The sequence below is a fragment of the Roseomonas genomospecies 6 genome (assembly GCF_008365375.1).
In the GTDB taxonomy this organism is placed as follows: domain Bacteria; phylum Pseudomonadota; class Alphaproteobacteria; order Azospirillales; family Azospirillaceae; genus Azospirillum.
Genome location: NZ_QOKW01000006.1, coordinates 24,152 through 49,230 on the forward strand (window position 1 = coordinate 24,152; position 25,079 = coordinate 49,230).

The 25,079-nt window shown below is 66.8% G+C and carries 22 protein-coding genes; 10 read left to right on the forward strand and 12 right to left on the reverse strand.

Going from position 1 to position 25,079, the window contains the following annotated elements; all coding sequences use genetic code 11:
- Position 1: 1 nt before the first annotated feature.
- The 3 genes from DS843_RS09785 to DS843_RS09795 all read right to left on the reverse strand — a co-directional run bounded on the left by DS843_RS09785 (position 2) and on the right by DS843_RS09795 (position 3,833).
- A complete protein-coding gene (locus tag DS843_RS09785) occupies positions 2-1,342 on the reverse strand; it encodes a ferredoxin reductase family protein (RefSeq protein ID WP_149468703.1) in 1,341 nt (446 codons plus the stop codon).
- Positions 1,343-1,485: 143 nt separating this feature from the next.
- Positions 1,486-2,517 (reverse strand): hypothetical protein, encoded by a 1,032-nt coding sequence (locus DS843_RS09790; RefSeq protein ID WP_149468704.1) that lies wholly within the window; start codon positions 2,515-2,517, stop codon positions 1,486-1,488.
- A 35-nt stretch (positions 2,518-2,552) separates the two neighbouring features.
- A complete protein-coding gene (locus DS843_RS09795) occupies positions 2,553-3,833 on the reverse strand; it encodes an NAD(P)/FAD-dependent oxidoreductase (protein WP_149468705.1) in 1,281 nt (426 codons plus the stop codon).
- 165 nt (positions 3,834-3,998) lie between these two features.
- On the opposite strand from DS843_RS09795, the gene DS843_RS09800 reads away from it, so the two are divergent.
- The 8 genes from DS843_RS09800 to DS843_RS09835 all read left to right on the forward strand — a co-directional run bounded on the left by DS843_RS09800 (position 3,999) and on the right by DS843_RS09835 (position 12,451).
- Positions 3,999-5,342, forward strand: a complete 1,344-nt coding sequence (locus DS843_RS09800) for a glutamine synthetase family protein (RefSeq protein WP_149468706.1) — start codon at positions 3,999-4,001, stop codon at positions 5,340-5,342.
- A gap of 209 nt (positions 5,343-5,551) precedes the next feature.
- The gene (locus DS843_RS09805) at positions 5,552-6,652 is read left to right on the forward strand and encodes an extracellular solute-binding protein (RefSeq protein ID WP_149468707.1); all 1,101 of its coding nucleotides are present in this window, start codon (positions 5,552-5,554) and stop codon (positions 6,650-6,652) included.
- Between the two features lie 100 nt (positions 6,653-6,752).
- Positions 6,753-7,916 (forward strand): ABC transporter ATP-binding protein, encoded by a 1,164-nt coding sequence (locus tag DS843_RS09810; protein WP_149468708.1) that lies wholly within the window; start codon positions 6,753-6,755, stop codon positions 7,914-7,916.
- Positions 7,913-8,836 (forward strand): ABC transporter permease subunit, encoded by a 924-nt coding sequence (locus tag DS843_RS09815; RefSeq protein ID WP_149468709.1) that lies wholly within the window; start codon positions 7,913-7,915, stop codon positions 8,834-8,836. Before DS843_RS09810 ends, DS843_RS09815 begins: the two co-directional genes overlap by 4 nt.
- The gene (locus DS843_RS09820; RefSeq protein WP_149468710.1) at positions 8,833-9,666 is read left to right on the forward strand and encodes an ABC transporter permease subunit; all 834 of its coding nucleotides are present in this window, start codon (positions 8,833-8,835) and stop codon (positions 9,664-9,666) included. Before DS843_RS09815 ends, DS843_RS09820 begins: the two co-directional genes overlap by 4 nt.
- A gap of 413 nt (positions 9,667-10,079) precedes the next feature.
- Positions 10,080-11,096 (forward strand): agmatine deiminase family protein, encoded by a 1,017-nt coding sequence (locus DS843_RS09825; RefSeq protein ID WP_149468711.1) that lies wholly within the window; start codon positions 10,080-10,082, stop codon positions 11,094-11,096.
- A 121-nt stretch (positions 11,097-11,217) separates the two neighbouring features.
- On the forward strand, positions 11,218-11,517 hold the full coding sequence (locus DS843_RS09830) for a hypothetical protein (RefSeq protein WP_286192025.1): 300 nt from the start codon (positions 11,218-11,220) through the stop codon (positions 11,515-11,517).
- A 136-nt stretch (positions 11,518-11,653) separates the two neighbouring features.
- On the forward strand, positions 11,654-12,451 hold the full coding sequence (locus DS843_RS09835) for a PP2C family protein-serine/threonine phosphatase (protein WP_286192026.1): 798 nt from the start codon (positions 11,654-11,656) through the stop codon (positions 12,449-12,451).
- A gap of 13 nt (positions 12,452-12,464) precedes the next feature.
- Here the strand turns inward: DS843_RS09835 and DS843_RS09840 are convergent, their stop codons facing one another.
- The gene (locus DS843_RS09840; protein ID WP_149468712.1) at positions 12,465-13,277 is read right to left on the reverse strand and encodes a DUF4384 domain-containing protein; all 813 of its coding nucleotides are present in this window, start codon (positions 13,275-13,277) and stop codon (positions 12,465-12,467) included.
- Positions 13,278-13,577: 300 nt separating this feature from the next.
- Between DS843_RS09840 and DS843_RS09845 the strand changes: the two genes are divergently transcribed.
- Positions 13,578-14,765 carry a lysozyme inhibitor LprI family protein gene (locus DS843_RS09845; protein WP_149468713.1) on the forward strand — a complete coding sequence of 396 codons (1,188 nt, stop codon included), beginning with the start codon at positions 13,578-13,580 and terminating at the stop codon, positions 14,763-14,765.
- A gap of 45 nt (positions 14,766-14,810) precedes the next feature.
- Here the strand turns inward: DS843_RS09845 and DS843_RS09850 are convergent, their stop codons facing one another.
- From DS843_RS09850 to DS843_RS09885, 8 genes are all read right to left on the reverse strand, one after another.
- Positions 14,811-15,605 (reverse strand): MBL fold metallo-hydrolase, encoded by a 795-nt coding sequence (locus DS843_RS09850; RefSeq protein WP_149468714.1) that lies wholly within the window; start codon positions 15,603-15,605, stop codon positions 14,811-14,813.
- Positions 15,602-16,399, reverse strand: a complete 798-nt coding sequence (locus DS843_RS09855) for a TatD family hydrolase (protein ID WP_149468715.1) — start codon at positions 16,397-16,399, stop codon at positions 15,602-15,604. The genes DS843_RS09850 and DS843_RS09855 overlap by 4 nt, the downstream gene beginning before the upstream one ends.
- 6 nt (positions 16,400-16,405) lie before the next feature.
- A complete protein-coding gene (gene metG, locus DS843_RS09860; protein ID WP_149468716.1) occupies positions 16,406-17,956 on the reverse strand; it encodes a methionine--tRNA ligase in 1,551 nt (516 codons plus the stop codon).
- 75 nt (positions 17,957-18,031) lie between these two features.
- Positions 18,032-19,150 carry a DNA polymerase III subunit delta' gene (locus DS843_RS09865; RefSeq protein WP_149468717.1) on the reverse strand — a complete coding sequence of 373 codons (1,119 nt, stop codon included), beginning with the start codon at positions 19,148-19,150 and terminating at the stop codon, positions 18,032-18,034.
- A gap of 1 nt (position 19,151) precedes the next feature.
- Complete coding sequence (gene tmk / locus DS843_RS09870) at positions 19,152-19,784, reverse strand: dTMP kinase (protein ID WP_149468718.1); 633 nt, start codon at positions 19,782-19,784, stop codon at positions 19,152-19,154.
- Between the two features lie 70 nt (positions 19,785-19,854).
- The gene (locus DS843_RS09875) at positions 19,855-21,021 is read right to left on the reverse strand and encodes a D-alanyl-D-alanine carboxypeptidase family protein (RefSeq protein ID WP_149468719.1); all 1,167 of its coding nucleotides are present in this window, start codon (positions 21,019-21,021) and stop codon (positions 19,855-19,857) included.
- Positions 21,022-21,097: 76 nt separating this feature from the next.
- The gene (locus DS843_RS09880; RefSeq protein WP_149468720.1) at positions 21,098-22,042 is read right to left on the reverse strand and encodes a septal ring lytic transglycosylase RlpA family protein; all 945 of its coding nucleotides are present in this window, start codon (positions 22,040-22,042) and stop codon (positions 21,098-21,100) included.
- Between the two features lie 72 nt (positions 22,043-22,114).
- The gene (locus tag DS843_RS09885) at positions 22,115-22,939 is read right to left on the reverse strand and encodes a YdcF family protein (RefSeq protein ID WP_286192048.1); all 825 of its coding nucleotides are present in this window, start codon (positions 22,937-22,939) and stop codon (positions 22,115-22,117) included.
- A gap of 167 nt (positions 22,940-23,106) precedes the next feature.
- On the opposite strand from DS843_RS09885, the gene DS843_RS09890 reads away from it, so the two are divergent.
- Entirely contained in the window at positions 23,107-25,065 is a 1,959-nt protein-coding gene (locus DS843_RS09890; protein WP_149468722.1) for a methyl-accepting chemotaxis protein, read from the forward strand.
- Positions 25,066-25,079 lie beyond the last annotated feature (14 nt).

The following is a 25,079-nucleotide window of genomic DNA, read 5'->3' on the forward strand; positions in this document are numbered from 1 at the left end:
ACTATCGCATCGCAAAGAGTTCCTGGTGGAAGCGCCGGTCCACCGGCATGCCGTGGGCTGCGAAGTCCTTCCGCAGCGCCTGCCCGAAACCGGACGGGCCGCAGAACCACACGCTGGCATCACGCCATTCCGGAACCGCTGCGCGAATGCGGTCCCCATCCAACCGGCCATCCCGGCTGTCGATGAGGACATGAAAACGCACCCCCGACGCCGCCGCGTCGGCAGTGAGCTTGGCAAGCGCCTCTTCGTCGTACTCGCTGGTCGTGTGGAAGAAGTGGACGGTCTGGCGCGGGCGCCCGGGGGTTTCCGCCAGGAACTTCATACGGGCGATGAAGGGGGTGACGCCGATGCCGCCGCCCACCCAGATCTGGTGAGGGCAAGAGTCGTCGAAGGTGAAGCAGCCGTAGGGACCTTCGACCGTCACCGCCTGGCCGACCCGCAGCGTTTCCCGAAGCCGCCGGGTGTGGTCGCCCAACTCCTTGACCACGAAGGTGATGCGGTGGTCGGTGCCGTTCCAGGCGGAGGCGATGGTGTAGGGATGGGCGCCCTCCGCGGTGTCCGAGGTGGCGAAGGCGAACTGCCCTGCCTTGTGGCCCGGCCAGCCCTGCGGCACGTCGATCCCGACTTCAAGCGCATGGACACCCGGAAAATAGTGCAGAGCGCCGATCGTGCCGGGAACCTGCCGGCCGGCGCCAACCCGGCGGAACAGCACCACGAGGGCGGCCCAGACGCTGCCGGCGATCAGCAGCGCCATCACCCAGCCGATGGGCGAACTCCAATAGACGAACTTCGTCAGCACGACGGTATGGAACACCAGGATCAGATAGGTGATCGCCAGCAGGCGGTGCGTCTTGAGGAACAGCCGGTAGGGAAAGCGGTTGAGCAACGCCAGCGCGATCAACAGAACAGCCGCGTAGAAGGCCCATTCACCGACCCATTCGGCGGTGCCGCGCAGGCTCCGCAACGACTGTTCAAGGGTGCTCTCCGGGGCCGCGCGCGGTCCCCGCTGCGGTCGGGCCAGCCAACCCCAGCCAACCGCCCATTTCGGGGCCTGGGACCACAGCCAATGAGCGATTGCAACGATGAGCGCGGTGATGCCCAGCCATTTGTGCAGGCGGTACATCTTGTCCAGGCCGCCGAACCACGCCTCCGGCCAGCGCGGGCGCAGCGCAAGGATCATCGCCATGCCCATGGCGCCCATGGCAACGATGCCGCTGTACTGGACCATCAGGGAGCGAAAGCCGAAGAAGCCGTTCGCGTGGAACACGTCCGGCTCGGCGGCAAGCCATAAGGCCGTCAGGAAAGCCAACGAAACCCAAAGCGTGAGCTTGATCGTCTTCATCGCGACATCCTCCGGGCCAGCCGCCGTCTAGGGGCGGATGGACGGATAGGTCGCCAACGTCGAATGACAAGCCGGTTGCCGTCAGCACAGCCATTCGAATTCGGCGCGACGGGGGCGATGGGCCGGGATGCCGCAGGATTCGCCTACTTGCGAATCCAGACCTTGGTTTCCATGAAGCGGTTGGCGAGGAAGCGGTAGGTCTGCTTCTGCAACTGTTCGACGGCGGGCGATTTTTCCAAGGGGGTGGTTTCCCAGGCCTGGAGGATCTCCTCCCACTCCAGGAGCCGGGCGCGCAGATCGTCGCGGATCTTGCGGATGAAGGTCACGGTCGTGTCGAACGCCTTCAGCGCGCCGAAGATCTCGCCGGTCTGGGCGTCCGCCTGCTCGAAGATGGCGTCGTAGCCCTTCACCGGCTTGCTCAGCAGGCCCTGCATGCGGGCGACCTCGTTGCACAGGGTGCGGTCGGTCCGGTAGAGCTGGGTCAGGCGGGTGAGCTTGCCGCTGATCGAGCGGATGGCGTTGAAGCGGTCGCGCAGCGCCTCGATGTAGGACAGCTCCTGCGTCAGATCCTCGATGCGGTCGGTCAGGTACTGCTCGTAATTGTCCTTCAGGCCCAGCTTTGCCGCGATGTCCTTGAAGGCGGCCTTGACGCGCTGCTTGGTCTGGGGGTCTTCGACGATCTGCTCCAGCTCGTCGGCGTTCACCACGATCATCTCGGTTCCGGAGATCGAGGAGACGAGCTGGACCGTCAGGCGCCCCCGGGCGATGTTCCGGTGCTTCTCCTCCACCGACCAGGAGGCCCGGCCGTCCAGCAGCTCCCCCGGAATCTGCTCGCCGGGGCGGATCTGCTTCACATAGGCCAGCCCCTTTTCCACCACCTCCAGCAGTTTGGCGTCGCGGCTGTCCTCCTTGATGTCGAAGGATTCCATCAGAGTGTTGAAGGGCAGGGCGGCGTTCAGATCGCCGAGCAGGATGTGCAGCACCGGCTGCTTGGAGGACGGGTCGATGCCGAAGAAGGCGCCGGACAGGCTGAAGACCTTGTGCTCGAAATCGAAATGCGTGTCGCGCATGGGGGCCGCGGGTTCCGCAGCCGGCGCCGCCTCCGCCGGAGGAGCGTCGGCGACGGGAACCTCGGCTTCCGTGCTTCCGGTTTCGGGATCGTTGACGTCGGACATGGGCGGGGACCGGAAGCGGGAAGGGGACGGGCAGGTTACAGCAGATCGCGCAGCCGGAACCAGAGCATCGCGAGGACAAGCGCCGGGGTGCGGAACCGCCGCCCGCCGGGGAAGGGCAGGTGGGGCATGCGGGCGAACACGTCGAACCGCTCCGCCGTTCCGCGAATCCCCTCCGCCATGACCCGCCCGGCCATGCCCGCCAGCGCCACCCCGTGGCCCGAATAGCCGTGGGCGAAACAGGTGGTCGGGGTCAGCCGCCCGACATGCGGCATGCGGTTCATGGTGATGGCGACGTGGCCGCCCCAGAAATGCTCCACCGCCGCGTCGCGGAGCTGCGGGAAGACCGCCAGCATCTTGGACCGCATGGTCATCCGCAGTCCCGGCGCGTCCAGCCCGGAATAGCTGACCCCGCCGCCGAACAGCAGCCGGTGGTCGGAAGAGCGTCGGAAGTAATTGAGCACGAAGTTCATGTCGCTGACTGCCACGTTGGTCGGCAGCAGCGACGCCGCGGTCGCTTCCCCCAGCGGTTCGGTGGCGATCAGGTAGGTGGCGACCGGCATCACCATGGTGGACAGGCGCGGGGCCAGCCCCCCCAGATAGGCGTTGCCGGCCAGCACGAGGAAACGCGCCGTCACGCGCCCCTTCGCCGTGGTGGCGACGGGACGGTCCCCGGTGTCGATGGCGGTGACGCGGCTGTCCTCGAAGACGCGCACGCCGGCCCGGACGGCGGCGGCGGCGAGGCCCAGCGCGTAGTTCAGCGGGTGCAGGTGGCCGCTTCCGGCATCGGACAACCCGCCGACATAGGCGTCGCTGCGCACCACCGCCCGCATGGCGTCCCGGTCCAGCGCGCGGACCTTTCCGTAGCCGTAGCGGTCGCGCATCTCCCGCTCCATGTCCGCCACGTCGTCCATGTGGCGCGGCTTCACCGCCGCGTGGACGAACCCCCAGGTGAGGTCGCAGGCGATGGCGTGCTTCTCGACCCGTTCGGCCAGCAGGGTCTTGGCGTCCTCGCCGAGGTCCCACAGGCGCCGGGCGTCCTCCGCCCCGACCCAGCGTTCGATGGTCGCCATGGATTTGTTGTAGCCGGTGATGATCTGCCCGCCGTTGCGGCCCGAGGCGCCCCAGCCGACGCGGTTGGCCTCTAGCAGCACGACGTCGTAGCCCTGCTCGGCCAGCTCCAAAGCGGTCATCAGCCCGGTGTAGCCGCCCCCCACCACGCAGACGTCGCAGGACAGCGTCCCCTCCAGCGGCGGGTGCCGCGGGTGCGGTGTCGCGGTGTCGGCGTACCAGGAACGGATGTGGGTCGGGTTCGGCATAACCGCCGAGTTAGGGGAGGGACCCCCGCCCCGTCAATGATTCCGGCGGTCATTTGGACAGGGTCTTTGTTCCCCTCTGGCGCAAGAAGGGGGTGCGGGATCATAATATGGCGGTCGTTCACAGCAGGGAGGGGCTGCCCACCGTCCGGTGCGGTCCATACGTTCATGGGTTTCATGGAAGACTTCATCAAGAAGAACCGCATCACCGAAGTGGAATGCCTCGTGCCCGACATGTCGGGCATCGCGCGCGGCAAGATCGTGCCCGCCGAGAAGTTCCTGCGCATCCTGCGCGACCGCGGTCTGCGGCTGCCCGAGGCGATCTTCGTCCAGACCGTCACCGGGGAGTATCCGGAGGACGACTCGGTCACCTCCGACGAGAATTCCGACATCTACATGATCCCGGACGAGCGGACGATCCGCTTCGTTCCCTGGTACGAGGAGCCGACCGCCCAGGTCATCACCGACTGCGTCTACGCCGACGGCAGCCCGGTGAACTTCTCCCCCCGCCATGTCCTGAAGCGGGTGCTGTCGCTCTACGAGGAGCGCGGCTGGAAGCCGATGGTGGCGCCGGAGCTGGAGTTCTTCCTCGTCCAGGTCAACAAGGACCCCGACTATCCTCTGGTTCCGCCGGTCGGGCGCAACGGGCGCGTGGAAAGCGGGCGGCAGGCCTTCGGCATCGACGCGGTGAACGAGTTCGATCCGATCTTCGAGATGGTCTACGACTTCTGCGAGGCGCAGGACATCGACATCGACACCCTGACCCACGAGGCCGGGGCCGCGCAGATCGAGATCAACTTCAACCACGGCGACGCGCTGGAGTTGGCCGACCAGGCCTTCCTGTTCAAGCGGACGGCGCGCGAGGCGGCGCTTCGCCATCAGGTCTACGCCACCTTCATGGCCAAGCCCATGCAGAACGAGCCGGGCAGCGCCATGCACATCCATCAGTCGGTGGTCGATGCCGAATCGGGGCGCAACCTGTTCTCCGACTCCAGCGGGGCGGACACGCCGCTGTTCATGTCCCACATCGCCGGCCTTCAGAAATATTTGCCCTACGCGATGCCGCTGCTGGCCCCGAACGTGAACTCCTACCGCCGGCTGGTTCCGAACTCCGACGCGCCGATCAACGTGCATTGGGGCCGCGACAACCGCACCACCGGCCTGCGCGTTCCCGTCTCGCCTGCCGATTCGCGCCGGGTGGAGAACCGGGTGGCCGGCGCGGACGCGAATCCGTACCTCGCCATCGCCGCGTCGCTGGCCTGCGGCTATCTCGGCATGGCCCAGGGGCTGGAGCCGACGGACCCGGTGAAGGGGTCCGCCTACCGGCTGGCCTTCACCCTGCCGCGCCACCAGGGCGACGCGCTCCAGAAGTTCAACGCCTGCAAGCCGCTGAAGGAGGTGCTGGGCGAGAAGTTCCTGGATGCGGTGACCTGCGTGAAGGAGGCGGAGTACGAGGCCTATCACCGCGTGATCAGCTCCTGGGAACGCGAGAATCTTCTGCTGAACGTTTGAGCACTCTCCCGCCCCCTTCCGCCGCTGCCGCGGAAGGGGGCGTTTCTATCCCGCGAATTCCCCGCAAACCGTTGACAACGAACCTCCCCGTGAGTGCAATAGCGCTCGCGCCGGGGACGCCGTGCGATGCGCGCCGCCCCCCAAGTCGAATGGCCAAACGTCGAACGGTCGGGAACCGACGGACGATTCAGAATTCGGGGGCTTTCTGTATGAAACGTTTCGCTCTCAGCGTCATCGGCGCCGTCGCGGCGATCGCCATCGCCGGTCCGGCGCTGGCCCAGGCCAAGAAGCCGGTCAACATCTACATCTGGAACGACTATCTGGGCGAATCGACGCTGGCCGACTTCACGAAGGCCACCGGCTACGACACCAAGGTGGACCTGTACGACAGCCTGGAACTGCTGGAGCAGAAGGTGCTGGTCGGCAAGTCGGGCTATGACGTGATCGTCCCGACCGCCGAGCCGACCCTGTCGCGCATGATCCAGGCGAAGGTCGTGGCGCCGCTCGACAAAGCGAAGATCCCGAACCTGAAGAATGTCGATCCGAAGGTTCTGAAGCTTCTCGAGAACTCCGACCCCGGCAACAAGTTCGCCGTGCCCTATCTGGGCGGCACGGTCGGCATCGCCATCATCCCGGAGAAGATCAAGGCCGTCGCCCCCGACGTCCCGCTGGACAGTTGGGACCTGATCTTCAAGCCGGAGGTGGCGAAGAAGGTCGCGGCCTGCGGCATCACCGTGATGGATTCGGCCATCGACGTGATCCCGTCGGTGCTGAACTACCTCGGCCTCGATCCGAACTCCGAGAAGAAGGAGGATCTGGACAAGGTCGAGAAGACGCTGCTGGCGGTCCGCCCCTACATCAAGCAATTCGTCACCGGCCAGAACATCAACATCCTGGCGGGCGGTGACGCCTGCGTCGTCATGGCCTACAACGGCGACGCCATCCAGGGTGCGGCCCGCGCCGAGGAAGCCAAGAACGGCGTGAAGGTAGAATACATCACGCCGAAGGAAGGCGTGCAGGTGTGGTGGGACACCCTGGCCGTCCCGGCGGACGCGCCGAACAAGGACGGTGCGCACGCCTACATCAACTTCGTCCTGGACCCGGCGAACATCGCGGCGATCTCCAACACGGTCAGCTACGCGAACGCCGTTCCGGCCTCGCTGGCCTCGGTTGACGAGGGCGTGAAGTCCAACCCCGCCGTCTTCCTGCCGGCGAACAGCGACGTGAAGCTCTTCGCGCTGAAGTCGATCAAGCAGTCCACCGACCGGGCGCGCACCCGCGTCTGGACCAAGGTGAAGACCGGCAAGTAAGCGCGCCGCGCAAGCCGGCACGCGTGACACGCGCCCCGGTCGCTCCCTGTCGGGAACGGCCGGGGCGTTCCCTTGAGAAGAGGACGCCGAGAGGAGCCGCATGGCCGTCCAGCCGATCCGCAAGCCCACGCGCCTGGAACCCTGGCAGGACCCGGGGCAGACGCCCTATGTGCGCATCGACAAGGTGACCAAGACCTTCGGCGATTTCGTCGCCGTGGACGAGGTCAGCCTGTCCATCTACCGGGGGGAGTTCTTTGCCCTGTTGGGCGGCTCCGGGTCCGGCAAGACGACCCTGCTGCGCATGCTGGCCGGGTTCGAGACGCCGACCGAGGGCAAGATCTTCATCGACGGCGTCGATATGGCCGGCATTCCGCCCTACGAGCGGCCGGTCAACATGATGTTCCAGTCCTACGCCCTGTTCCCGCACATGTCGGTGGAGCAGAACGTCGCCTTCGGCCTGAAGCAGGACGGCGTTCCGAAGGCGGAGATCAAGGAGCGGGTGGGGGCGATTCTCGACCTCGTCCAGCTCGGCCAGTTCGGCAAGCGCAAGCCCCACCAGCTTTCCGGTGGCCAGAGGCAGCGCGTGGCGCTGGCCCGCTCGCTGGTCAAGCGGCCCAAGCTGCTGTTGCTGGACGAACCGCTTGGCGCGCTGGACAAGCGGCTGCGCGAGCGGACCCAGTTCGAACTGGTCAACATCCAGGAAAAGCTGGGCGTCACCTTCATCGTGGTCACCCACGACCAGGAGGAGGCCATGACCATGTCCTCGCGCATCGCCGTCATGAACCACGGCGTCATCGCGCAGACCGGCACGCCGACCGAGATCTACGAGTATCCGCAGTCCCGCTTCGTCGCGGAGTTCATCGGCTCCGTGAACATGTTCGAGGGCAGGGTGGTGGAGGATCAGGCCGATCATGTGCTGATCCGGTCGGAGGACGCCGGCTGCGACCTGTACATCAACCACGCGGTGTCGGTTCCCTCCGGCGCCACGGTGGGCGTCGCCGTCCGTCCGGAGAAGATCGCGCTGAGCAAGGAGCCGCCGGCCAACGCCGCGACCAACGCCGATGGGCGCAACGTCACCAGCGGCATCGTGCGCGAGATCGCCTATCTTGGCGACGTCTCGATCTATCTGGTGGAGCTGAAGACCGGCAAGACGGTGCGCGTCACGGCGCCCAACGTGGTGCGGCGGACCGAGATGCCCATCACCTGGGACGACGAGGTGTATCTGAGCTGGCGTCCCTTCGCCGGGGTGGTGCTGACGCAATGATCGACCTTCTGCGCCGGATCGGCCTGTGGGGGCGGGGGGTGGTGGTCGCCATCCCCTACCTGTGGCTTCTGCTATTCTTCCTGGTGCCCTTCCTGATCGTCTTCGGCATCAGCCTGTCGGAAGCGATGCTGGCGCAGCCGCCCTACGCGCCGCTGCTCGAATGGCTGGTGGACGAGGACGCGGGCACGAGCAAGCTGCAAATCCTGCTGAATCTGTCCAACTACATGCGGCTGGGCGGGGATGATCTCTACATCCTGGCCTATCTGAATTCGGTCAAGATCGCGCTGGTCACCACCGTCTGCTGCCTGCTGCTGGGCTATCCCATGGCCTACGCCATCGCCAGGGCGGAGCCGGCCAAGCGCGGGCCGTTGATGATGCTGGTCATCCTGCCCTTCTGGACCAGCTTCCTGATCCGCATCTACGCCTGGATCGGCATTCTGAAGGCCAACGGGGTGGTGGACAACCTGCTGCAATGGACCGGCCTGACGACGGAGCCGTTCGAGCTGCTCTATTCGGACTGGGCCGTCTACATCGGCATGACCTACTGCTATCTGCCCTTCATGGTGCTGCCGCTCTACGCGACGCTGGAGAAGCTGGACCCGACGCTGCTGGAGGCGGCGGCGGATCTCGGCTGCCGGCCCTGGAAGGCGTTCCTGACGGTGACGCTGCCGCTGTCGCTGCCGGGGATCATCGCCGGGTCGCTGCTGGTCTTCATCCCGTCGGTCGGCGAGTTCGTGACTCCGGAACTGCTGGGCGGCCCCGACACGCTGATGATCGGGCGTGTTCTGTGGAACGAATTCTTCGCCAACCGTGATTGGCCGGTCGCCTCGGCGGTGGCCATCGCGCTGCTGCTGTTCCTGGTCGTTCCGATCATGGTCTTCCAGCATGTCCAAGGACGCCAGACGGAGGCGGGGCGATGACGCGGATGGGAAAACTGGCCTGGGCGCTGTGGTTCGGCTACGCCTTCCTCTACGTGCCGATCGCGCTGCTGATCTTCTACTCCTTCAACGAGTCGCGGCTGGTCACGGTGTGGGGCGGATTCTCCACCAAATGGTACGCGGAGCTGTTGCAGAACGACCAGCTTCTGGGAGCGGCCTGGCTGTCGCTGAAGGTCGCGGCGATGTCGGCCACCGCGTCGGTCGTCCTGGGCACCGCCGCCGGTCTGGCGCTGGCCCGGTTCGGGCGGTTCCGGGGGCGGACGCTGTTCGGCGGCATGATCACGGCACCGCTGGTCATGCCAGAGGTCATCACCGGCCTGTCGCTTCTGCTGCTGTTCGTGGCGCTGGAGCAGGCCATCGGCTGGCCGGACGGGCGGGGCATGACGACGATCACCATCGCCCACACCACCTTCACCATGGCCTATGTCGCGGTCATCATCCAGTCGCGCCTCGTCAGCCTGGACGAAAGCCTGGAGGAGGCGGCGATGGATTTGGGCGCCCGCCCGGCCAAGGTGTTCTTCGTCATCACCCTGCCGATCATCGCGCCGGCCATCGTGTCGGGCTGGCTTCTGGCCTTCACCCTGTCGCTCGACGACGTGGTGGTCGCCAGCTTCGTGTCGGGGCCGGGCTCCACCACGTTGCCGATGGTCATCTTCTCCAGCGTGAAGTTCGGCATCAGCCCGCAGATCAACGCTCTGGCGACCCTGATGATGATGGTCGTCGCCACCGGCATCTTCATCGCGAGCCTCGTCATGGCCCGGCAGGAGCGGCAGAAAAAACGGGACGAGCAAATGGCGGTGCAGGGGGGCTGAAAAAAGGCGCAAGGCTCCGTCTTACCCCGAGGGTCCGCCTCTCAGGGACTATACCGTAAGGTAGCAGACGGCAGGGGTGGCCGTTCGCTGTTGCTTTTGCTATGCTGTGGGCATCTGCAACAGCGAATGAGGCCGCGTCATGCGTGCGCTTTTATGGTTCCCGATGCTTCGTCTTGGTTTTTCGATGCCCTTTTCGGCGCCGGTGCGCCGTTACTCGGATCGCCCGCCCTCCCGCCGTTGAGCGGTCGAGAGCTTAGCCCCTTCGGGCGCTTCGGTGGCCCCTGTCGGTGGCCGTTGCCAAATCCTCCGCTCCGTGGTTAGGGTGACCGTGGATCACGGGTGACGTCGTGACGACGCGCTCCGGCCACGCAAAAGAGCCGGGCATTTCAGGGATTTGGCAGGAGACTCAAGCAATGACCACACCGGCGGCGGAAGGCTTCACCATGCCGGGCGAATGGGACCGGCACACGCGTTGCTGGATGGCATGGCCCTGCCGGCCCGAGACGTGGCCCGACGGGGCCTTCGACGCCGCCGCCGCCGCCTACACCGACGTCGCGCGCGCCATCAGCCGGTTCGAGCCGGTGACCATGGTCTGCGACCCCGCCGACGTCGCCGATGCCTCCCTGGCCTGTGGGCCGGGCGTCGAAATCCTGCCCTTGCCCATCAGCGATTCCTGGATTCGGGACACCGGCCCCAGCTTCGTCACCGATGGGAAAGGGCAGTTGGCGGGCGTCCACTGGCGCTTCAACGCCTGGGGCGGCAATTACCCGGAGTGCGCCAAGGACCAGGAGGTCGGGCGCCTGATGCTGGAACATCTTGGTCTGCGCCGCTTCGAGGCGCCTCTGGTCATGGAGGGCGGCTCCTTCCATGTGGACGGGGAGGGGACGCTGCTGACGACCGAGCAGTGCCTGCTGAACCCGAACCGCAACCCCAATCTCGGCAAGGCGGAGATCGAGGAGCTTCTGAGGGAGCATCTCGGCATCTCCACGGTCATCTGGCTGGGAGAGGGCTATCAGGACGACGAGACGGACGGTCACATCGACGAGATCGCCCTGTTCGTGAAGCCCGGCGTCGTCATGGCGATCACCACCGACGATCCCTGCGATGCCAATTTCAAGGCGTTCCAGGACAATCTGGACCGGCTGAAGCGCGCCCGCGACGCCCAGGGGCGGGAGCTGGAGGTCATTCCGGTCCGCCAGCCGGCGCGGCGCGACGAGAACGGCGTGCGGCTGACCTTGTCCTACACGAATCTCTACATCGCGAACGGCGGCATCGTCATGCCGGCCTTCGAGGACCCCGCCGACGACGAGGCGTTCCGCGTCATGCGTCGGGCCTTCCCGGACCGCGAGGTGGTGCAGATCCCGGCGCTCGACATCGTGCGCGGGGGCGGCGGAATCCACTGCATCACCCAGCAGCAGCCGGCGGTCTGAGGAAGCGGCCTTGTGCGGGAAGCGCGGGAGAGGCGAGGGCGCTCGGCGTCTTCGCCCCGGAATCGGCATCTGCGTCGTTTCGGATCTTGAATCGGTGGGTGCGTGAGCGCATCTTCTTAATATGCAGTTAAATCCGCTCAACCTGCCTCCGTTGGCAAAGCCGCAGGCGCCGATCACCCCGGCGATGCAGATGGCGTTGTCTCCGGCGGTTCAGGCGGCGCAACAGACCACCCCGACCATCCGCACCCAGACGGTCCAAGCGACCCAGGCGGTCGGCAAGATCGACCCGACGCGGGAGACGCGCAACGCGACCCAGTCGGGGCAGGCGGTGGACCCGCAGGCGGCGGCGGTCCAGGCCCGGACCAACGGCACCGGCTATGGCCGCAAGCAGCGCGGTTCGCTTCTGGACGTCAGCGTCTGATCCAAAGCCCGGATGTGCCGTGAGGCGTTTTTACGCGTTCAATCCGCTGTTCAAGCGTTCGTCTCTCCGCCATTATTCTGCGTCTAGCCCCGGCATTTTTCGCGTTGCCGAAGGCTGACGCGCTGGAGCTGTACGCGTGAATCATTCCGCCTCCGTTGAGATGATCGCCGCCGGACGTACGGACGTGGGCCGCGCCCGCGCGCGCAACGAGGACGCTTTCCACCTCGATCCGACGCTCGGGCTGGCGGTCGTCTGCGACGGCATGGGCGGCCACGCCGGTGGTGACATCGCCAGCCGCACCGCGGTGGATGCCGTGGCCGCCACCATCGCCGGCCATGACCGTGCGCATGAGCGCATGGCGGAGGAGGAAAGGGCAGCGGGCGCCGCCTCATTGGCCCGTACCGCCGTCGTGGCTGCCAACCGCCGCATCCACGCCCTGAACCGGCAGCGCGGGTTCCCCGACGGAAGGGGCATGGGCACCACGCTGGTGGGGCTCTGGCGCGTGCCGGGAACAGGGCAGCCGGGAACAGGGCGGATTGTCGTCTTCCACGCGGGAGACAGCCGCCTGTACCGGCTGCGCGACGGCGAACTGCGCTTGCTGACGCGCGATCACAGCCTTTACCAGGTCTGGCTGGACAACGGACGGCGCGGACCCGCGCCCCATCGCAACATCATCATCCGCGCGCTGGGCACCGGGGACCAACTGGAGCCGGACGTGACCCTTCACGATCTGGCCCCAGACGATCTTTACCTACTGTGTTCGGACGGTTTGACCGGTGTCGTGCCGGAAGGCGTGATCCAACGGACGCTGACCCAGCAGCCACGGCCCGCGGCGGAAGACGCCTGCGCCCGGTTGATCGATCTCGCCAATGGGGCGGGCGGACCGGACAACATCACCATCATCCTGGCCCGCTTCGTCCTTGCTTCGGCTTGAACGCCGCGCCCGCTCAAGGCGCTTTGGTCTTCAGAAAGCGTGCGGTTGCCAGAGTTCCCGGAGCGGCACCGTCCAGGGCCTGTTTCAGGGTGGGCAGGTAGGACGCCGCCGTCTCGGCTTCGGGCCGCGGTGACGCGAAAAGCGGCGCGGGACTTGCGATCACGACGATCAGCTCATGACCGAAGGGTGGACCGATGGTCCAGAATCGGCCCCCGCCACCGCGTTCGCCAAGCCTGCGGACCGCGCCGGAGTCGACCCGGCTGCTGATTTCCAGGGGATTGGGCAGAAGATGGATCACATTGCCGTCCGACGTGAAGTAATCCACCTGTAGATGCGCGGGGAAATCAGGGGCCGAGACATCGAACACCAACTCCTGCCCGCCCTTGAACGGTGCGGCGCCGGCCTCGAAACGAACGGCCAAGGGGGTCGCGGCGGCGGCATTGGCGGCACGGAACGAGCCGATCAGGGTCAGCGGCTCGCAAAGGGCAGGGGGAGCCTGCTCGACATCGACCGCGGCCCGTTGCCCAGCGAAGAAGTCCTGGGCGAGCAGCGCAAGGCTGTTCGGGTCGGTGTCGCCCGCCGAAAGGCCGGAGATCGCCAACCTCTGGTCCTTGCCGACGGCAACGTCCAGTTCGGCGCAATGAAACTCCGACAGGGCGGCACGCAGGGCCGACAGGTCGGGCGCGGCTGGTGTGGCCGGAACCGGCGGATCGCCCGTTGTCGCAGGCGCCGGATGTGCGGCGGGCGGGGCTTGGCCTTCGACTGGTTCGGCGGCGACGGCATGGGCGGGCCAGACGGTCGCTGCTGCGAAAGCGGCTCCGGTCATGGCGGAGAGCAACGCCGCGGCGCATCGCAATCTCCAAGTCGTCCGCGCCTGCGCGTTCTTCACCAGAACCTGACCGTTGGGTATAAACTGTGGTTTATGTAGCGTGCATTTCGGGCATCGCCAAGGGAGGAGGCACCGTGCCGACGTGGGACATCGTCAGTCATATAATCTATATTATGGAAAATAAAGCCGGAACGAAGGGAGCAGGGCACCAATCCGACCCTTCCGGCGTTCCGGCCGTTGGACTATCGTCTCGGCTCGCGTTTCCCCGTCCGTTCCCGTCGATGAAGGCTGCGCCTTATGGCTCGTTCCTCGTGGCTTTTCGGTCCCGCGTTGTCGCTCTGCCTGATCCCGGTTTCCGCTCTGGCCCAGATGCCGGACCAGACATTGGATTGCACCAAGCCGGCCAGCCGAGCCGAGCGGACCGTCTGCGCCAGCGCCGATCTGAAGGTCGCCGCGGAAGATGTGGCGACGCTTCTGCGCGACACGCTGGGCAACACGCCGGTCGATGGCCGCGATTCCGTCGAGCGTGCGCAGAAGGCATTCCTGACCGAACGTGACGGCGCTTGCCCCGACAAATCCTCCATTCCGGCTTGCCGGGGCCTGTATGAGAAGCGCGCCGCCGATCTCGCCGCCCAGAACTCCGCGTCCCAGAAGAAGCTGGCCGCGATCGTCGCCGGCATTCCAAAGGACCCCAAGGCCGCCGCAGCCGCGCTCCAGCGTTACGATGGCGCCGCCGCCAAGGCGTGGCTGGTCTACCTTTACCAGAGCGGCACCGTGCCGGTGGCGGACAAGGACTCCACGCTGCGCAAACTGGTGGACGATATCCTGAACCGGCATCTTCAGAAAGACCCGTATCTCTCTGAGGAAATGAACAATCTCGGCGATGTGCCGAGCGCCCCTCTGGGCACCGCGCTTTTCTTCCTGCGCCATGTCCTGTCCACCACGGAGATGGACGCGCCTTGCTTCCTCTTCACCAGGCACGGACAGCCGGCGTTCGAGGCCTTCGGCGCCTTCTGGGGCAACGCCCGCGACGAGACGCCCGGTCCGTGCCGCCCACCCTCGTCGGTGTTCGATCTGCCGGAATGGAAAGCGGTGTCCACCCACATGGACCCGGCCATCGAACCGGCTCTCGCGGAGCGCGGGAGCATCCGCCACGGCTATGAGCGCCAGTTCGAGGTGGACGACCTGCAGGCATCGCTGGTCCCCAGCACCCTTCTGGAAGCCCCCATATCCGCCGAAGCCCGGAAGATGGCCGAGCAGCGCGGGAAAGCCGTGGCCGCCTTCCGCTCCTGGAAGGACTTCGACGTCTGGCCGGAGGCGGAGTACCGGGCCACGGTCGCGGCCTTGCCCGCTGCGATCGCTGCGACATCAAAGCTTTACAGGGAGAGGTTCAAGCTGCTTCCGCAGACGGCCGATCAGGCCGCGAAGGCCGCCGGGGACCGGTTCATCGCCGGGCGGCTGGGCCTCATCATGCCGGACGATTGATGGCCGCCCTGCCCTGTCCGGCATCAGAGGCCGGCGGCGGCAGGATCAAAGCTCGATGACGAGTCCGTCGTAGGCGGGCTCGACACCGGGGGGCAGAAGGCGGCGGACCGTGTCGTAATCCATGGTCTGATCCATGTGCGTCAGATAGGCCCGCTTCGGCCGCACCCGCGCGATCCATTCCAGCGTCAGGGCAAGATGAGCATGGACCGGATGCGGTGGCTCCACGCGGGCGCAGTCCACCACCCACACCTCAATGCCGTCCAACGCCGCGAAGGCGGCTTCATCCAATCTCACAACATCGGTCGAATAAGCAAATTTATCAAAGCGGTAGCCAAAGGTCTTCATGTAGCCGTGGTCCTGCTCGAACGGCACGATCCGATGGCCACGCACTTCGAACGGGCCTTCCACGGCATGGGATGTCAGCACCGGTCGGTAGAAAGGATCGCCCGGGCGCAACGGTTCGAAGCAATAGGTGAAGCGCCGGCGCAACTCGGCAAGATCCTCGGCGCCGCCATAGACATCGATGGGGGCGTGCATCATCCGGCACAGCTCCCGCAATTCGTCGATGCCGTGCGAATGGTCGGCGTGCTGGTGGGTCCACAAGACCGCGTCGAGCCGCCGCACATCGGCGTCGAGAAGCTGCCGGCGCAGATCCGGAGAGGTGTCGACCAGGACACCGACCCCGCCCTGCCCCGTTCCCCGCTCCCACTCCACCAGGACGGATGGCCTCAACCGGTGGTTCCTGGGGTTCGCCGGGTCACAGGCCCCCCAGCCGAGGCCGATCACGGGAACGCCCCGCGAGCCGCCGCAGCCGAGGATCGTGACCCGCTGAGACGTCATGCGGCGGCCTGCTGGGCCGTGCCGGCGCGCGGGAACAGGCGGAAGAAGTTCTCGGTCGATATCCGCGCCAGTTCCGCCGCATCCACGCCCTTCACCTCCGCGACGCAGGCCGCAGTGTGGGCGACGTAGGCCGGCTCGTTGCGCTTGCCGCGGAACGGCACCGGCGCCAGATAGGGCGCGTCCGTCTCCACCAGAATCCGGTCCAGCGGGACGTCCTTCACGATGGCGCGGAGATCCTCCGACTTCTTGAAGGTGACGATGCCGGACAGGGAGATGTGGAAGCCGAAATCCAGAGCCTCTTCAGCGAGTTGCCGCCCGGAGCTGAAGCAATGCAGCAAGCCGTTGACCGGCTCTCCGGCGGCTTCCTCACGGATGATCCGCATGGTGTCGTCGTCGGCGTCGCGGGTGTGCACGATCAGCGGCAGGCCGGTTTCCAGGCTGGCGCGGATGTGCCGGCGGAAGCACTCCTGCTGAACGTCCCGCGGGCTCTTGTCGTAGAAGTAATCGAGCCCGGTCTCGCCCAATCCGATCACCTTCGGGTGGCTGGACAGCTCGACGAGGCGCTCGACGGTCACTCCGGCGATCTCCTCCGCCGCCTGATGCGGATGGACCCCCAGGGAGCACAGCACGTCGTCGTACCGCTCCGCGACCGCCAGAATCCGGTCGAACCGCGACAGGTAGGTGCAGATGGTCACCATCCGACCCACCCCCGCCTGCCGGGCGCGGTCGACGACCGCGTCCAGCTCCTCGGCGAAATCGGGGAAGTCGAGATGGCAGTGGCTATCGACCAGCATCGTTTCTCAGCTCTTCGCTTCGTCCACATAGCGCGGGAACACGCCCTGCGGCGTGGGCAGCGGCGTGCCGGGGACCAACGCCCCGCCCGCCCCCAGCCGGTCGAACCCGCGGGCGTCCGGCCCCTGCGCCAACTGGTCCAGGATCTTGGCCGAAGCCTCCGGCATGATCGGCTGGGTCAGGATGGCGAGGTGGCGGATGGTCTCGGCCAGCACGTACAGCACCGTGGCCATGCGCGCCGGATCGGTCTTCTTCAGCGCCCAGGGCGCCTGTTCGTCCACATAGCGGTTGCCGTCGCCGATCACCGACCAGATGGCGTCCAGCGCCTTGTGGAAGGACTGCGACTGGATTTCCGCACGAACGATGGGCAGCAGATTGTGAGCGGCCCCCAGCAGAGCGTTGTCGGCGTCGGTGAAGGCGCCGGGCTGCGGCACGGCCGCTCCGCAATTCTTGCCGATCATCGACAGCGAACGCTGGACGAGGTTTCCGTAATCGTTGGCGAGATTGCCGTTGATCCGCTGCACCATCTGCTTGTGCGAGAAGTCGCCGTCGTTGCCGAAGGGCACCTCGCGCAGCAGGAAATAGCGGGTCTGGTCCAGGCCGTAGGTGTTGACCAGCGTCTCCGGCGCGATGACGTTGCCCAGCGACTTCGACATCTTCTGGCCTTCGATGGTCCACCAGCCATGCGCGAAGACGCGCTTCGGCGGAGCCAGCTTGGCCGCCATCAGGAAGGCCGGCCAATAGACCGCGTGGAAGCGAAGGATGTCCTTGCCCACCATGTGCAGGTTTGCGGGCCAGTACTTGGCGTATTCGCCGCCCTCGTCCGGGAAGCCGACCGCGGTGATGTAGTTGGCCAGGGCGTCCAGCCACACGTACATGATGTGGTCGGGATTGCCCGGCACCGGGATGCCCCACTTGAAGGTGGTGCGGCTGACCGAAAGGTCCTTAAGCCCCGACTTCACGAAGGCGACGACCTCGTTGCGCTTGCCGGCGGGGGCGATGAAGTCCGGGTTCTGCTCGTAGAACTCCAGCAAGCGGTCCTGCCAGGCCGACAGGCGGAAGAAGTAGGACGGCTCTTCCACCCACTCGCACTCGGCGCCGGTCGGAGCGATCTTCTTGCCCGATGGCGACGTGGTCAGCTCATCCTCGCCGTAGAAGGCCTCGTCGCGCACCGAATACCAGCCGGCATAGCTGCCGAGATAGATCTCGCCGGCGGACTCCAGACGGCGCCACAGTTCCTGCACCGACGCGATGTGCCGCGGCTCCGTCGTGCGAATGAAATCGTCGTTGGAGAAGTTCATGAGCGACACGAGATCGCGGAAGTTCTTCGACACGCGGTCGGTGAACTCCTGCGGCGCGATCCCGGCGTTCATGGCGGATTTCTCCACCTTCTGGCCGTGCTCGTCGGTGCCGGTGAGGAACTTCACGTCGTAGCCGTCCAGCCGCATGAAACGGGCCAGCACGTCGCAGGCGAGCGTGGTGTACGCATGCCCGATGTGGGGCACGTCGTTCACGTAGTAGATCGGAGTCGTCAGGTAGAAGGTCTTCGACCCGGTCATGTCAGCGGCTCTCCCGAGAATGCGCCGGCCCGGCATCTCGCCGGTCCGGTGGAGCATGGTGTGTTGTCGTACGTGTTAATTAGCAGCCGCTTCCAGCGTCGCCAAGGCGTTCAGGACCACCTGTTTGCGGTCGAGATTGGCGGATTCCGCACGGGCGAACTGGCGTTGGACCTTTTCCCACACCTCCACCCAACGTTCAAGGCCGCGGGCGTTGGCCAGACGGGTCATCAGGGCGGCCTCCCCGGCCACCACCTCCGCCGGCCAGGCCCCGCGCGCCAGAGATCGGACGAAGCGTGCCAGCCACCAGACAAGCAGGTCGGTTGCCGTCTCGTACAGCCCGTCGTCCTGCTTGCGGGTCAGCTTGTCGCCGAAGGCGTGGGCCGCGGTGATGTCCAGTCGCGGCAGGGTGCCGAGCAACCCGACTAGTTCCCGGTACAGGTCCAGCCCGCCGGCCTCCGCCAGCCCGATGGCCCGGCCGATGCTGCCCTCCGACAGCCGGGCGAGCGCCGCCCGGTCCTCATCGCCCAGGTCGGGACGATGCTGCATCAGAAGGTTGATGACCGTTTCTTCAGGAAGAGGTTGAAGCGTGAGCTTCCGGCAGCGCGAGCGGATGGTGGGCAGCATGCCGCCGGGATTATCGCTGACCAACAGCAACAGGGCGCCGGGAGGCGGCTCTTCCAAAATCTTAAGAATAGCGTTCAAGCCACTGAGATTCATGCGATCCGCGCCGTCGATCACCGCCACCCGCCAACCTCCCTCGGCGGCGGTCTTGCGCAGGAAGGGGCCGATCTTGCGCACGTCGTCCACGGCGATGTCGCGCTTCAAGCGGTCACGCTTTTCGTCGCGCTGGCGCTCCACGGTCAGCAGGTCGGCATGCCCGCCCGATGCCACGCGGCGGAAGACCGGAGCATCCGCGGGCAGCGCCAGCGAGGCCGGCGGCGGCGGCGCGCCGAACAGGCCCGCGTCGGGCGGTTCGTGTCCCTGGGACAGGACGAAGCGGGCGAAGCGGAAGGCCAGCGTCGCCTTGCCGATCCCCGGCGGTCCACCGATCAGCCATGCGTGCGGCAGCCGCCCGGAATTCCAGGCGTCCAGCAACAGGCGCTCGGCCTCCACGTGACCGGTAAGGTAAGGGTTGCGGCGCGGGGAGAGGGTGTCCTCCTCCGCAACCGGCTCGGGCGCGCGGGCTCGGCTCACCTCAGGACACTCCCAGACGGCGCGTCACGCTGTCCAGAATGGCCGCTTGGACCGTCTCGACGGGGTGTGTCGCGTCGATCACCACACAACGCTCCGGCTCCCGCGCGGCGATGTCCAGAAAGCCGTCCCGCAGGCGGCGATGAAAGGCAATGTCCATGCGCTCGTAGCGGTCCTCCCCGCCACGGCGGGCGGCGGCACGGGCCAGCCCGTCCTCCACCGGCAGGTCGAGGATCAGCGTCAGGTCGGGCCGGAAGTCACCCAGCGCGGCCCCCTGAAGCGTAGCAATCAGCTCGCGCCCCAAACCCAGCCCATAGCCCTGGTAGGCCATGGTGCTGTCGAGGAAGCGGTCGCAGACGACCCAGTGCCCCGCCTTCAGCGCCGGCCAGACGGTGCGTTCCAGATGGTCGCGGCGGGCAGCGGTGTGCAGCAGCGCCTCGGTCACCGGTCCCCAGCGCCCGGTTTCGCCGGACACCAGAAGGTTGCGGATGTCCTCCGCGCCGGAGGAGCCGCCGGGCTCGCGGGTCAGCACGACCTTCTTCCCGCAGGCGACCAGCGCGTCGGCGAGCAGGCGGATCTGGGTGGTCTTGCCCGCCCCTTCCCCACCCTCCAGCGTGATGAACCGCCCGCGCGTCATGGTCTGCTCCCGATGGTGAGGTGGCCCGCCCTTTGCCGAACTCCGGCGGGGACGGGCCGGCTTACACCAATCAGCTCGCCCCGAAAATGAGGAACTTCGCGGCCGCGAGGGCGCGGCCCACGAAGCCCAGCTTCTCCACGTCCTGGGCGGCGACCACCGGGAACTCCTTGCCGGGGAAGCCGGGGGCGGACACCACCACCTTGCCCACCACGTCGCCCTTCTTCACCGGAGCGGCCACCGGGGCGTTGCTGACCAGCGAAACCTTCATGCTGCCGCGGTCGGCGCGAGCCATGGTGACCTTCATGTCCTCAGGCACGGTGACCGGAACCGCGTCCTGGGCGCCCAGCCAGACCGGCACCTGATCCACCGTCTCTCCCGTCTTGAACAGGGCGTAGGTGGCGAACTCCCGGAAGCCCCATTCGATCAGGCGGGCCGATTCGTCGGCGCGGGCCTGCATGTTGGGAAGCCCGTTGACCACCAGGACGAGGCGCCGCCCCTCCCGCTCCGCCGAGGCGGTCAGGCCATAGCCGCCGGCATCGGTGTGGCCGGTCTTCATGCCGTCCACATCCATGCCGCGGTAGAGCAGCGGGTTGCGGTTGCCCTGGTTGATGCCGTGGTACTTGAACTCCCGGATCGAGTAATAGTGGTAGTACTCCGGGAAATCGCGGATCAGCCGCTCCGCCAGGATCGAGAGGTCGCGGGCGGTCATGTAGTGGTTCGCGTCGGGCCAGCCCGTGGAGTTGGTCAGGTTGGTGTCCTTCAGCCCCAGTTCACGGGCGCGCTTGTTCATGCGCTCCGCGAAGGCCGATTCGGACCCGGCCAGCCCCTCGGCGAAGACGATGCAGGCGTCGTTGCCCGACTGCACGATCACGCCCTTGATCAGATCGTCGACCTTGATGTTGTTGTGCAGTTCCACGAACATCTTTGAGCCCTGCATCCGCCACGCGCGTTCCGACACCGGCAGCGTGCTTTCCAGCGTCAGGCGGCCTTCCTTGATCGCATCGAAGACCATGTACATCGTCATGATCTTGCTCATCGAGGACGGTGCCATGCGCTGGTCCGGACTCTTCTCGAACAGCACGGTGTTCGAGGTGATATCGACCAGGATCGCCTGCTTGGCGATGGTTTCGATGCTGGCGGCGTGAGCCACCGGCCCCACCCCCGCCGCGAACAGCGCGACCGCGAGGCCCATGGCGAAACGGGTGCGGGCAACGCGGGTGCGGACGACAGCGACCATGACAACTCCCTTCGAAACGCGGACTGGACAGGACTGAGGAACGGGACAAAGCGCGGACTTGGCTCTGTGCGGGTGATCAATCAACCACGATTTTGGCTTCGGTAAGGCCGGCTTGAATGATCTGGTTCAAAACGGCGTCGGCGGACTCGACGCTGGCCAGCGGCCCCACCCGCACGCGCTGCAACCGCTGCCGGCCGGAGACGGTCTGCGTGACCTGCGCCTGCTGGCCGAGCGCGGCCAGACGGGCGCGCACACGGGTGACATTGTCCTGGCTGCCGAAGGCGCCGACCTGGACATAGATCTGCTCATAGGGCTTCACCGGCAATTCGGCGACCACAGGAGCCGGGACGAAGCGCCCGTCCACCATGTCGCCGGGCACGGTCGTCGGCGGCGGAACCGGGGCGCGGCTGACCGCGGCGGGGGTCGGACGCGCGGCGCCGGCCACCTCCACCGAGTTGCGCGGGGCGGCCTTCGGCGGCGGACCTTCCAGTTCGGCCAGAATGGGCGCGGGGGTGCCCTGGCGGGCCGCTGCGGCGATGGCGCGGCTTTCCTCCGCCAGGATCTGCACGCGCACCTTGGCCGTGCCCGTGCCTTCAAACCCCAGCAGTTGCGCGCCGCGCCGCGACATATCGATGATTCGCCCGTTGGCGTAAGGGCCGCGATCGTTGATGCGAACGACCAGCGACCGGCCATTGTCGAGATTGGTGACGCGCACGAGGCTTGGCATCGGCAAGGTCTTGTGCGCGGCGGTCAGTTCATTCTGGTCGTAAACCTCGCCGTTGGCGGTGACCTTTTGGTGGAATCCCGGCCCGTACCAGGAGGCGATCCCGGTTTCGCTGTAGGTGTAATCCTCGGCGGGATAGTACCAGACGCCGTTGACCTGATAGGGCTTGCCCATCTTGTAGACGCCGCTGCGCGGCAATCCGGACGCGGATGGCGCGGGCGGTGCGGAGGCGCAGGCGGCGAGCGTCAGCACCCCGGCGAGCACCACAGCCCCCCTCAGCATATGCGCGCGCCGCATCACACCACCCCGCTATATCTGGTGGCGCCACTCTAGCCGAGTTACCTCCGCACGCCAACCGCCGACCATCCGTCAGGACGCCGGCTGTGCCGCGCTGCGATCCGGGCCGGGGCCGGGGAACAGCGAGTCGGTGCGCCCCATCAGGCGGTAGGCGACGAGGCCGATCCATTCGCGGACGGGGTCCTGCAGGGCGTCGATCTGCTTGTCGAACTCAAACCGGAAGAAGGGCCGGCCGCCGAAGCGGGTGCGGTAGTCGACCGGGTAGGCGATCACCTCCCAGCCGACCTGCCGGAAGATGCCGACGGACCGCGGCATGTGCATGGCCGACGTCACCAGAATCCAGGTCTCCCCTGGCTTCGGCTGGACGATCCGCTGGCTGAACAGGGCGTTCTCCCAGGTGTTGCGGGATTCGTTCTCGAAGATCACGCCGTCCGGGTCGATCCCGGTCTGCCGCAGCGCGCCGCGGATGGCCACATCCTCCCGCAGGTCCATGGCGTCCTGCGCCATCAGCCGCCCCGAACCGCCGGTGAAGACGGCTTTCGCCTGGGGGTAGCGGCGGATCAGCTCGGCAAAGCCCAGAATCCGTTCCGCCGCGTCGTTGACGGACGGTTCGCCGCGGTCGCGGGCGATCGGCGGGTTCACGGCCCCGCCCAGCATGATGATGCCGTCCACCCGCTCCGGCAGGTCCGGACGGGGGAAGCGTTCCTCCAGCGGCAGGGCGACCAGGGAGGCGATCGGCGTGACCATGACGATGACGAAGCCCACCGCCGCCACCGCGACCAGCCGCCGCCCCCAATGGGCCAGACGGCGGATGAACAGCAACAGCGTTCCGGCGGCCAGGGTCAGCACCAGAAAATTGCCCGGCGAAACCAGGAGCCACAGCAGCTTCGACAGCACGAAGGACAACGGCCGACCTCCCCTTTCGATTTTCCGTGGTTCCTAGATACGGGCGTTCGCGCCCGCTGCCCAGGGGGATTGCACGGTAACGAATCCGCCATGAAAGCGTAACAGGGGCGTCTCCGGCGGCGGGTAAGGTCCGCGGCGCAACCGAGGATTTCCCGCCCATGCTGTCGAACATCTCCATCGGCACGCGAATCGCGCTGCTGGTCGCCGCGTCCGTGGTCACCTTGGGCCTTCTGGGGGGCACCGTCACCGTCGGCGCCCAGCGCATGTTCGAGGCGACCGCCGAGCTGGACCAGTTCCGTGACGCCTACGAACACACCGCCGCCATCGAACGCCGGGCCAGCCGTCTGCGCTTCCAGGCCCTGCGCTTCGTAGCCGACCGGGACGAGGCCGCGGCCAACGCCTTTGCGAAGAACGCGGCGGAAGCCTCCCGTCTGCTGGACGATCTCAAGCTGCGCGGTGCGGAACGCCTGCCGAAGGGGGAGCTGGACAACCTGTCCCAGGGCATCGGCACGCTGAAGGAGCGGTTCTCGTCCGTCGTCGCGCGGGCGAGGGAACTGGGGTTGTCCGACGACAGCGGTCTGCGCGGTGTCCTGCGCGCCTCGGCTCGCGCCATCGAGGACGAGTTGAAGCAGTGGCCGAACGCCGACAAGCTGACGGGCCGCATGGAATCCATGCGGAAGATGGAGAAGGACTTCATCATCTACAGCGACGAATCGCTGCTGTCCGGCCATCGCAAGGCCTTCAACGAGTTCACCTTCTTCCTGGCCGATTCGGGCCTGGACGCGACGACCCAGACCAAGCTGGAAAAGCTGGCCCGCACCTACCGCACCGACCTGGGCCGCTTCGTGGACGCCACCAAGGCGTTCCGTGCGGAGGTGCAGACCTTCAACGACGCCTTCCAGGCCATGGTCCCGCGTTTCGAGGCCCTGCTGGAAACGGCCAACGCCGGCATGGCCGGTGCCGTGGAGACCCAGAACCGGGTGCGCGGCGAGGTGATCGCCAGCGTGCTTCAGGTCGGCTCGATCCTGCTGATCGGCTTCGCGGTCATCAGCCTGCTCGTCGCGCGCAGCATCACCCGGCCCCTCCGCCTGATCGAAGGCGTGATGGAGCGGCTGGCCGGAGGAGACCGCACGGCAACCGTTCCGGAAACCGGGCGACGCGACGAGATCGGCGCGATGGCCCGTGCGGTCAGCGTGTTCAAGGAGAATCTTCAGCGCACGCATGAACTGGAACAGGAGGCCCGCCGGGCCGAACGGCGGGCGGAGGAGGAGCGGGAAAGCGCGCTGCGCGCCATCGCCCACGACTTCGATTCGGCCTTCGGGCGCGTGCTGCACACCGTCGGGCATGCCGCCGACCAGATCCGCAACGGTGCCCATATCCTGCGCGACACCGCGGAGAAGATGAAGGAACAGGCGCTCGACACGTCGGAGAAGGCGGAGCGGACGTCCGAGGTGGTCGGCATCGTCAACGACGTGTCGCGCACCCTCTCCGCCTCCATCGGGGAGATCGGGGGGCGCGTGAGCACCTCCAGCACGGCCATCCGCCGCGCGGTGGACCACGCCCGGCAGAGTGACTCGGCGGTTGCCGCGCTGGCCGACAGCTCGCAGCGGATCGGGGAGATCGTGCGGCTCATCAACGACATCGCCGGACAGACGAACCTGCTTGCTCTGAACGCGACCATCGAGGCGGCGCGGGCCGGCGAGGCCGGCAAGGGGTTTGCCGTCGTCGCGTCGGAGGTGAAAGTGTTGGCCAACCAGACCGCCAAGGCGACGGAGGACATCGCCGGGCAGGTCAGCGCCATTCAGGACGCCACCGGCTCCGTCGTCGAGGCGATCCGCGCCATCCGGACGACGGTCGAGGAGGTGGCCCATCTGTCGGAGGACGTCTCCGCAGCCGTCCGCGACCAGTTGGAGCAGACGGAGGAGATCGTCGGCGCCGTGGGCCGCGCCAACGACAACACCCACGAGGTGACCGAAAGCGTCAGCACCATGGCGATCACCGCCGCGGAAACCGGCAAGTCGGCCATCGAGATGATCTACTCCGCCGCCCAGTTGGCGGACGAGCTTCGGCAACTCGAAGCCGACGCCGACCGGTTCGTATCCTCGATCAAGCTGTAACGCGGCCTTCAACG

Bases quoted from the DNA above. Each gene is read 5' to 3' on its own strand.
- metG (WP_149468716.1), bottom strand. From the start codon at position 17,956: ATGACCGGGTCGAAGACCTTCTACCTGACGACTCCGATCTACTACGTG.
- DS843_RS09855 (WP_149468715.1), bottom strand. From the start codon at position 16,399: ATGCTGGTCGATAGCCACTGCCATCTCGACTTCCCCGATTTCGCCGAG.
- DS843_RS09805 (WP_149468707.1), top strand. From the start codon at position 5,552: ATGAAACGTTTCGCTCTCAGCGTCATCGGCGCCGTCGCGGCGATCGCC.
- DS843_RS09830 (WP_286192025.1), top strand. From the start codon at position 11,218: ATGCAGTTAAATCCGCTCAACCTGCCTCCGTTGGCAAAGCCGCAGGCG.
- DS843_RS09795 (WP_149468705.1), bottom strand. From the start codon at position 3,833: ATGCCGAACCCGACCCACATCCGTTCCTGGTACGCCGACACCGCGACA.
- DS843_RS09790 (WP_149468704.1), bottom strand. From the start codon at position 2,517: ATGTCCGACGTCAACGATCCCGAAACCGGAAGCACGGAAGCCGAGGTT.
- DS843_RS09785 (WP_149468703.1), bottom strand. From the start codon at position 1,342: ATGAAGACGATCAAGCTCACGCTTTGGGTTTCGTTGGCTTTCCTGACG.
- DS843_RS09820 (WP_149468710.1), top strand. From the start codon at position 8,833: ATGACGCGGATGGGAAAACTGGCCTGGGCGCTGTGGTTCGGCTACGCC.
- DS843_RS09815 (WP_149468709.1), top strand. From the start codon at position 7,913: ATGATCGACCTTCTGCGCCGGATCGGCCTGTGGGGGCGGGGGGTGGTG.
- DS843_RS09845 (WP_149468713.1), top strand. From the start codon at position 13,578: ATGGCTCGTTCCTCGTGGCTTTTCGGTCCCGCGTTGTCGCTCTGCCTG.
- DS843_RS09875 (WP_149468719.1), bottom strand. From the start codon at position 21,021: ATGGTCGCTGTCGTCCGCACCCGCGTTGCCCGCACCCGTTTCGCCATG.
- tmk (WP_149468718.1), bottom strand. From the start codon at position 19,784: ATGACGCGCGGGCGGTTCATCACGCTGGAGGGTGGGGAAGGGGCGGGC.
- DS843_RS09890 (WP_149468722.1), top strand. From the start codon at position 23,107: ATGCTGTCGAACATCTCCATCGGCACGCGAATCGCGCTGCTGGTCGCC.
- DS843_RS09880 (WP_149468720.1), bottom strand. From the start codon at position 22,042: ATGCGGCGCGCGCATATGCTGAGGGGGGCTGTGGTGCTCGCCGGGGTG.
- DS843_RS09825 (WP_149468711.1), top strand. From the start codon at position 10,080: ATGACCACACCGGCGGCGGAAGGCTTCACCATGCCGGGCGAATGGGAC.
- DS843_RS09840 (WP_149468712.1), bottom strand. From the start codon at position 13,277: ATGACCGGAGCCGCTTTCGCAGCAGCGACCGTCTGGCCCGCCCATGCC.
- DS843_RS09800 (WP_149468706.1), top strand. From the start codon at position 3,999: ATGGGTTTCATGGAAGACTTCATCAAGAAGAACCGCATCACCGAAGTG.
- DS843_RS09850 (WP_149468714.1), bottom strand. From the start codon at position 15,605: ATGACGTCTCAGCGGGTCACGATCCTCGGCTGCGGCGGCTCGCGGGGC.
- DS843_RS09810 (WP_149468708.1), top strand. From the start codon at position 6,753: ATGGCCGTCCAGCCGATCCGCAAGCCCACGCGCCTGGAACCCTGGCAG.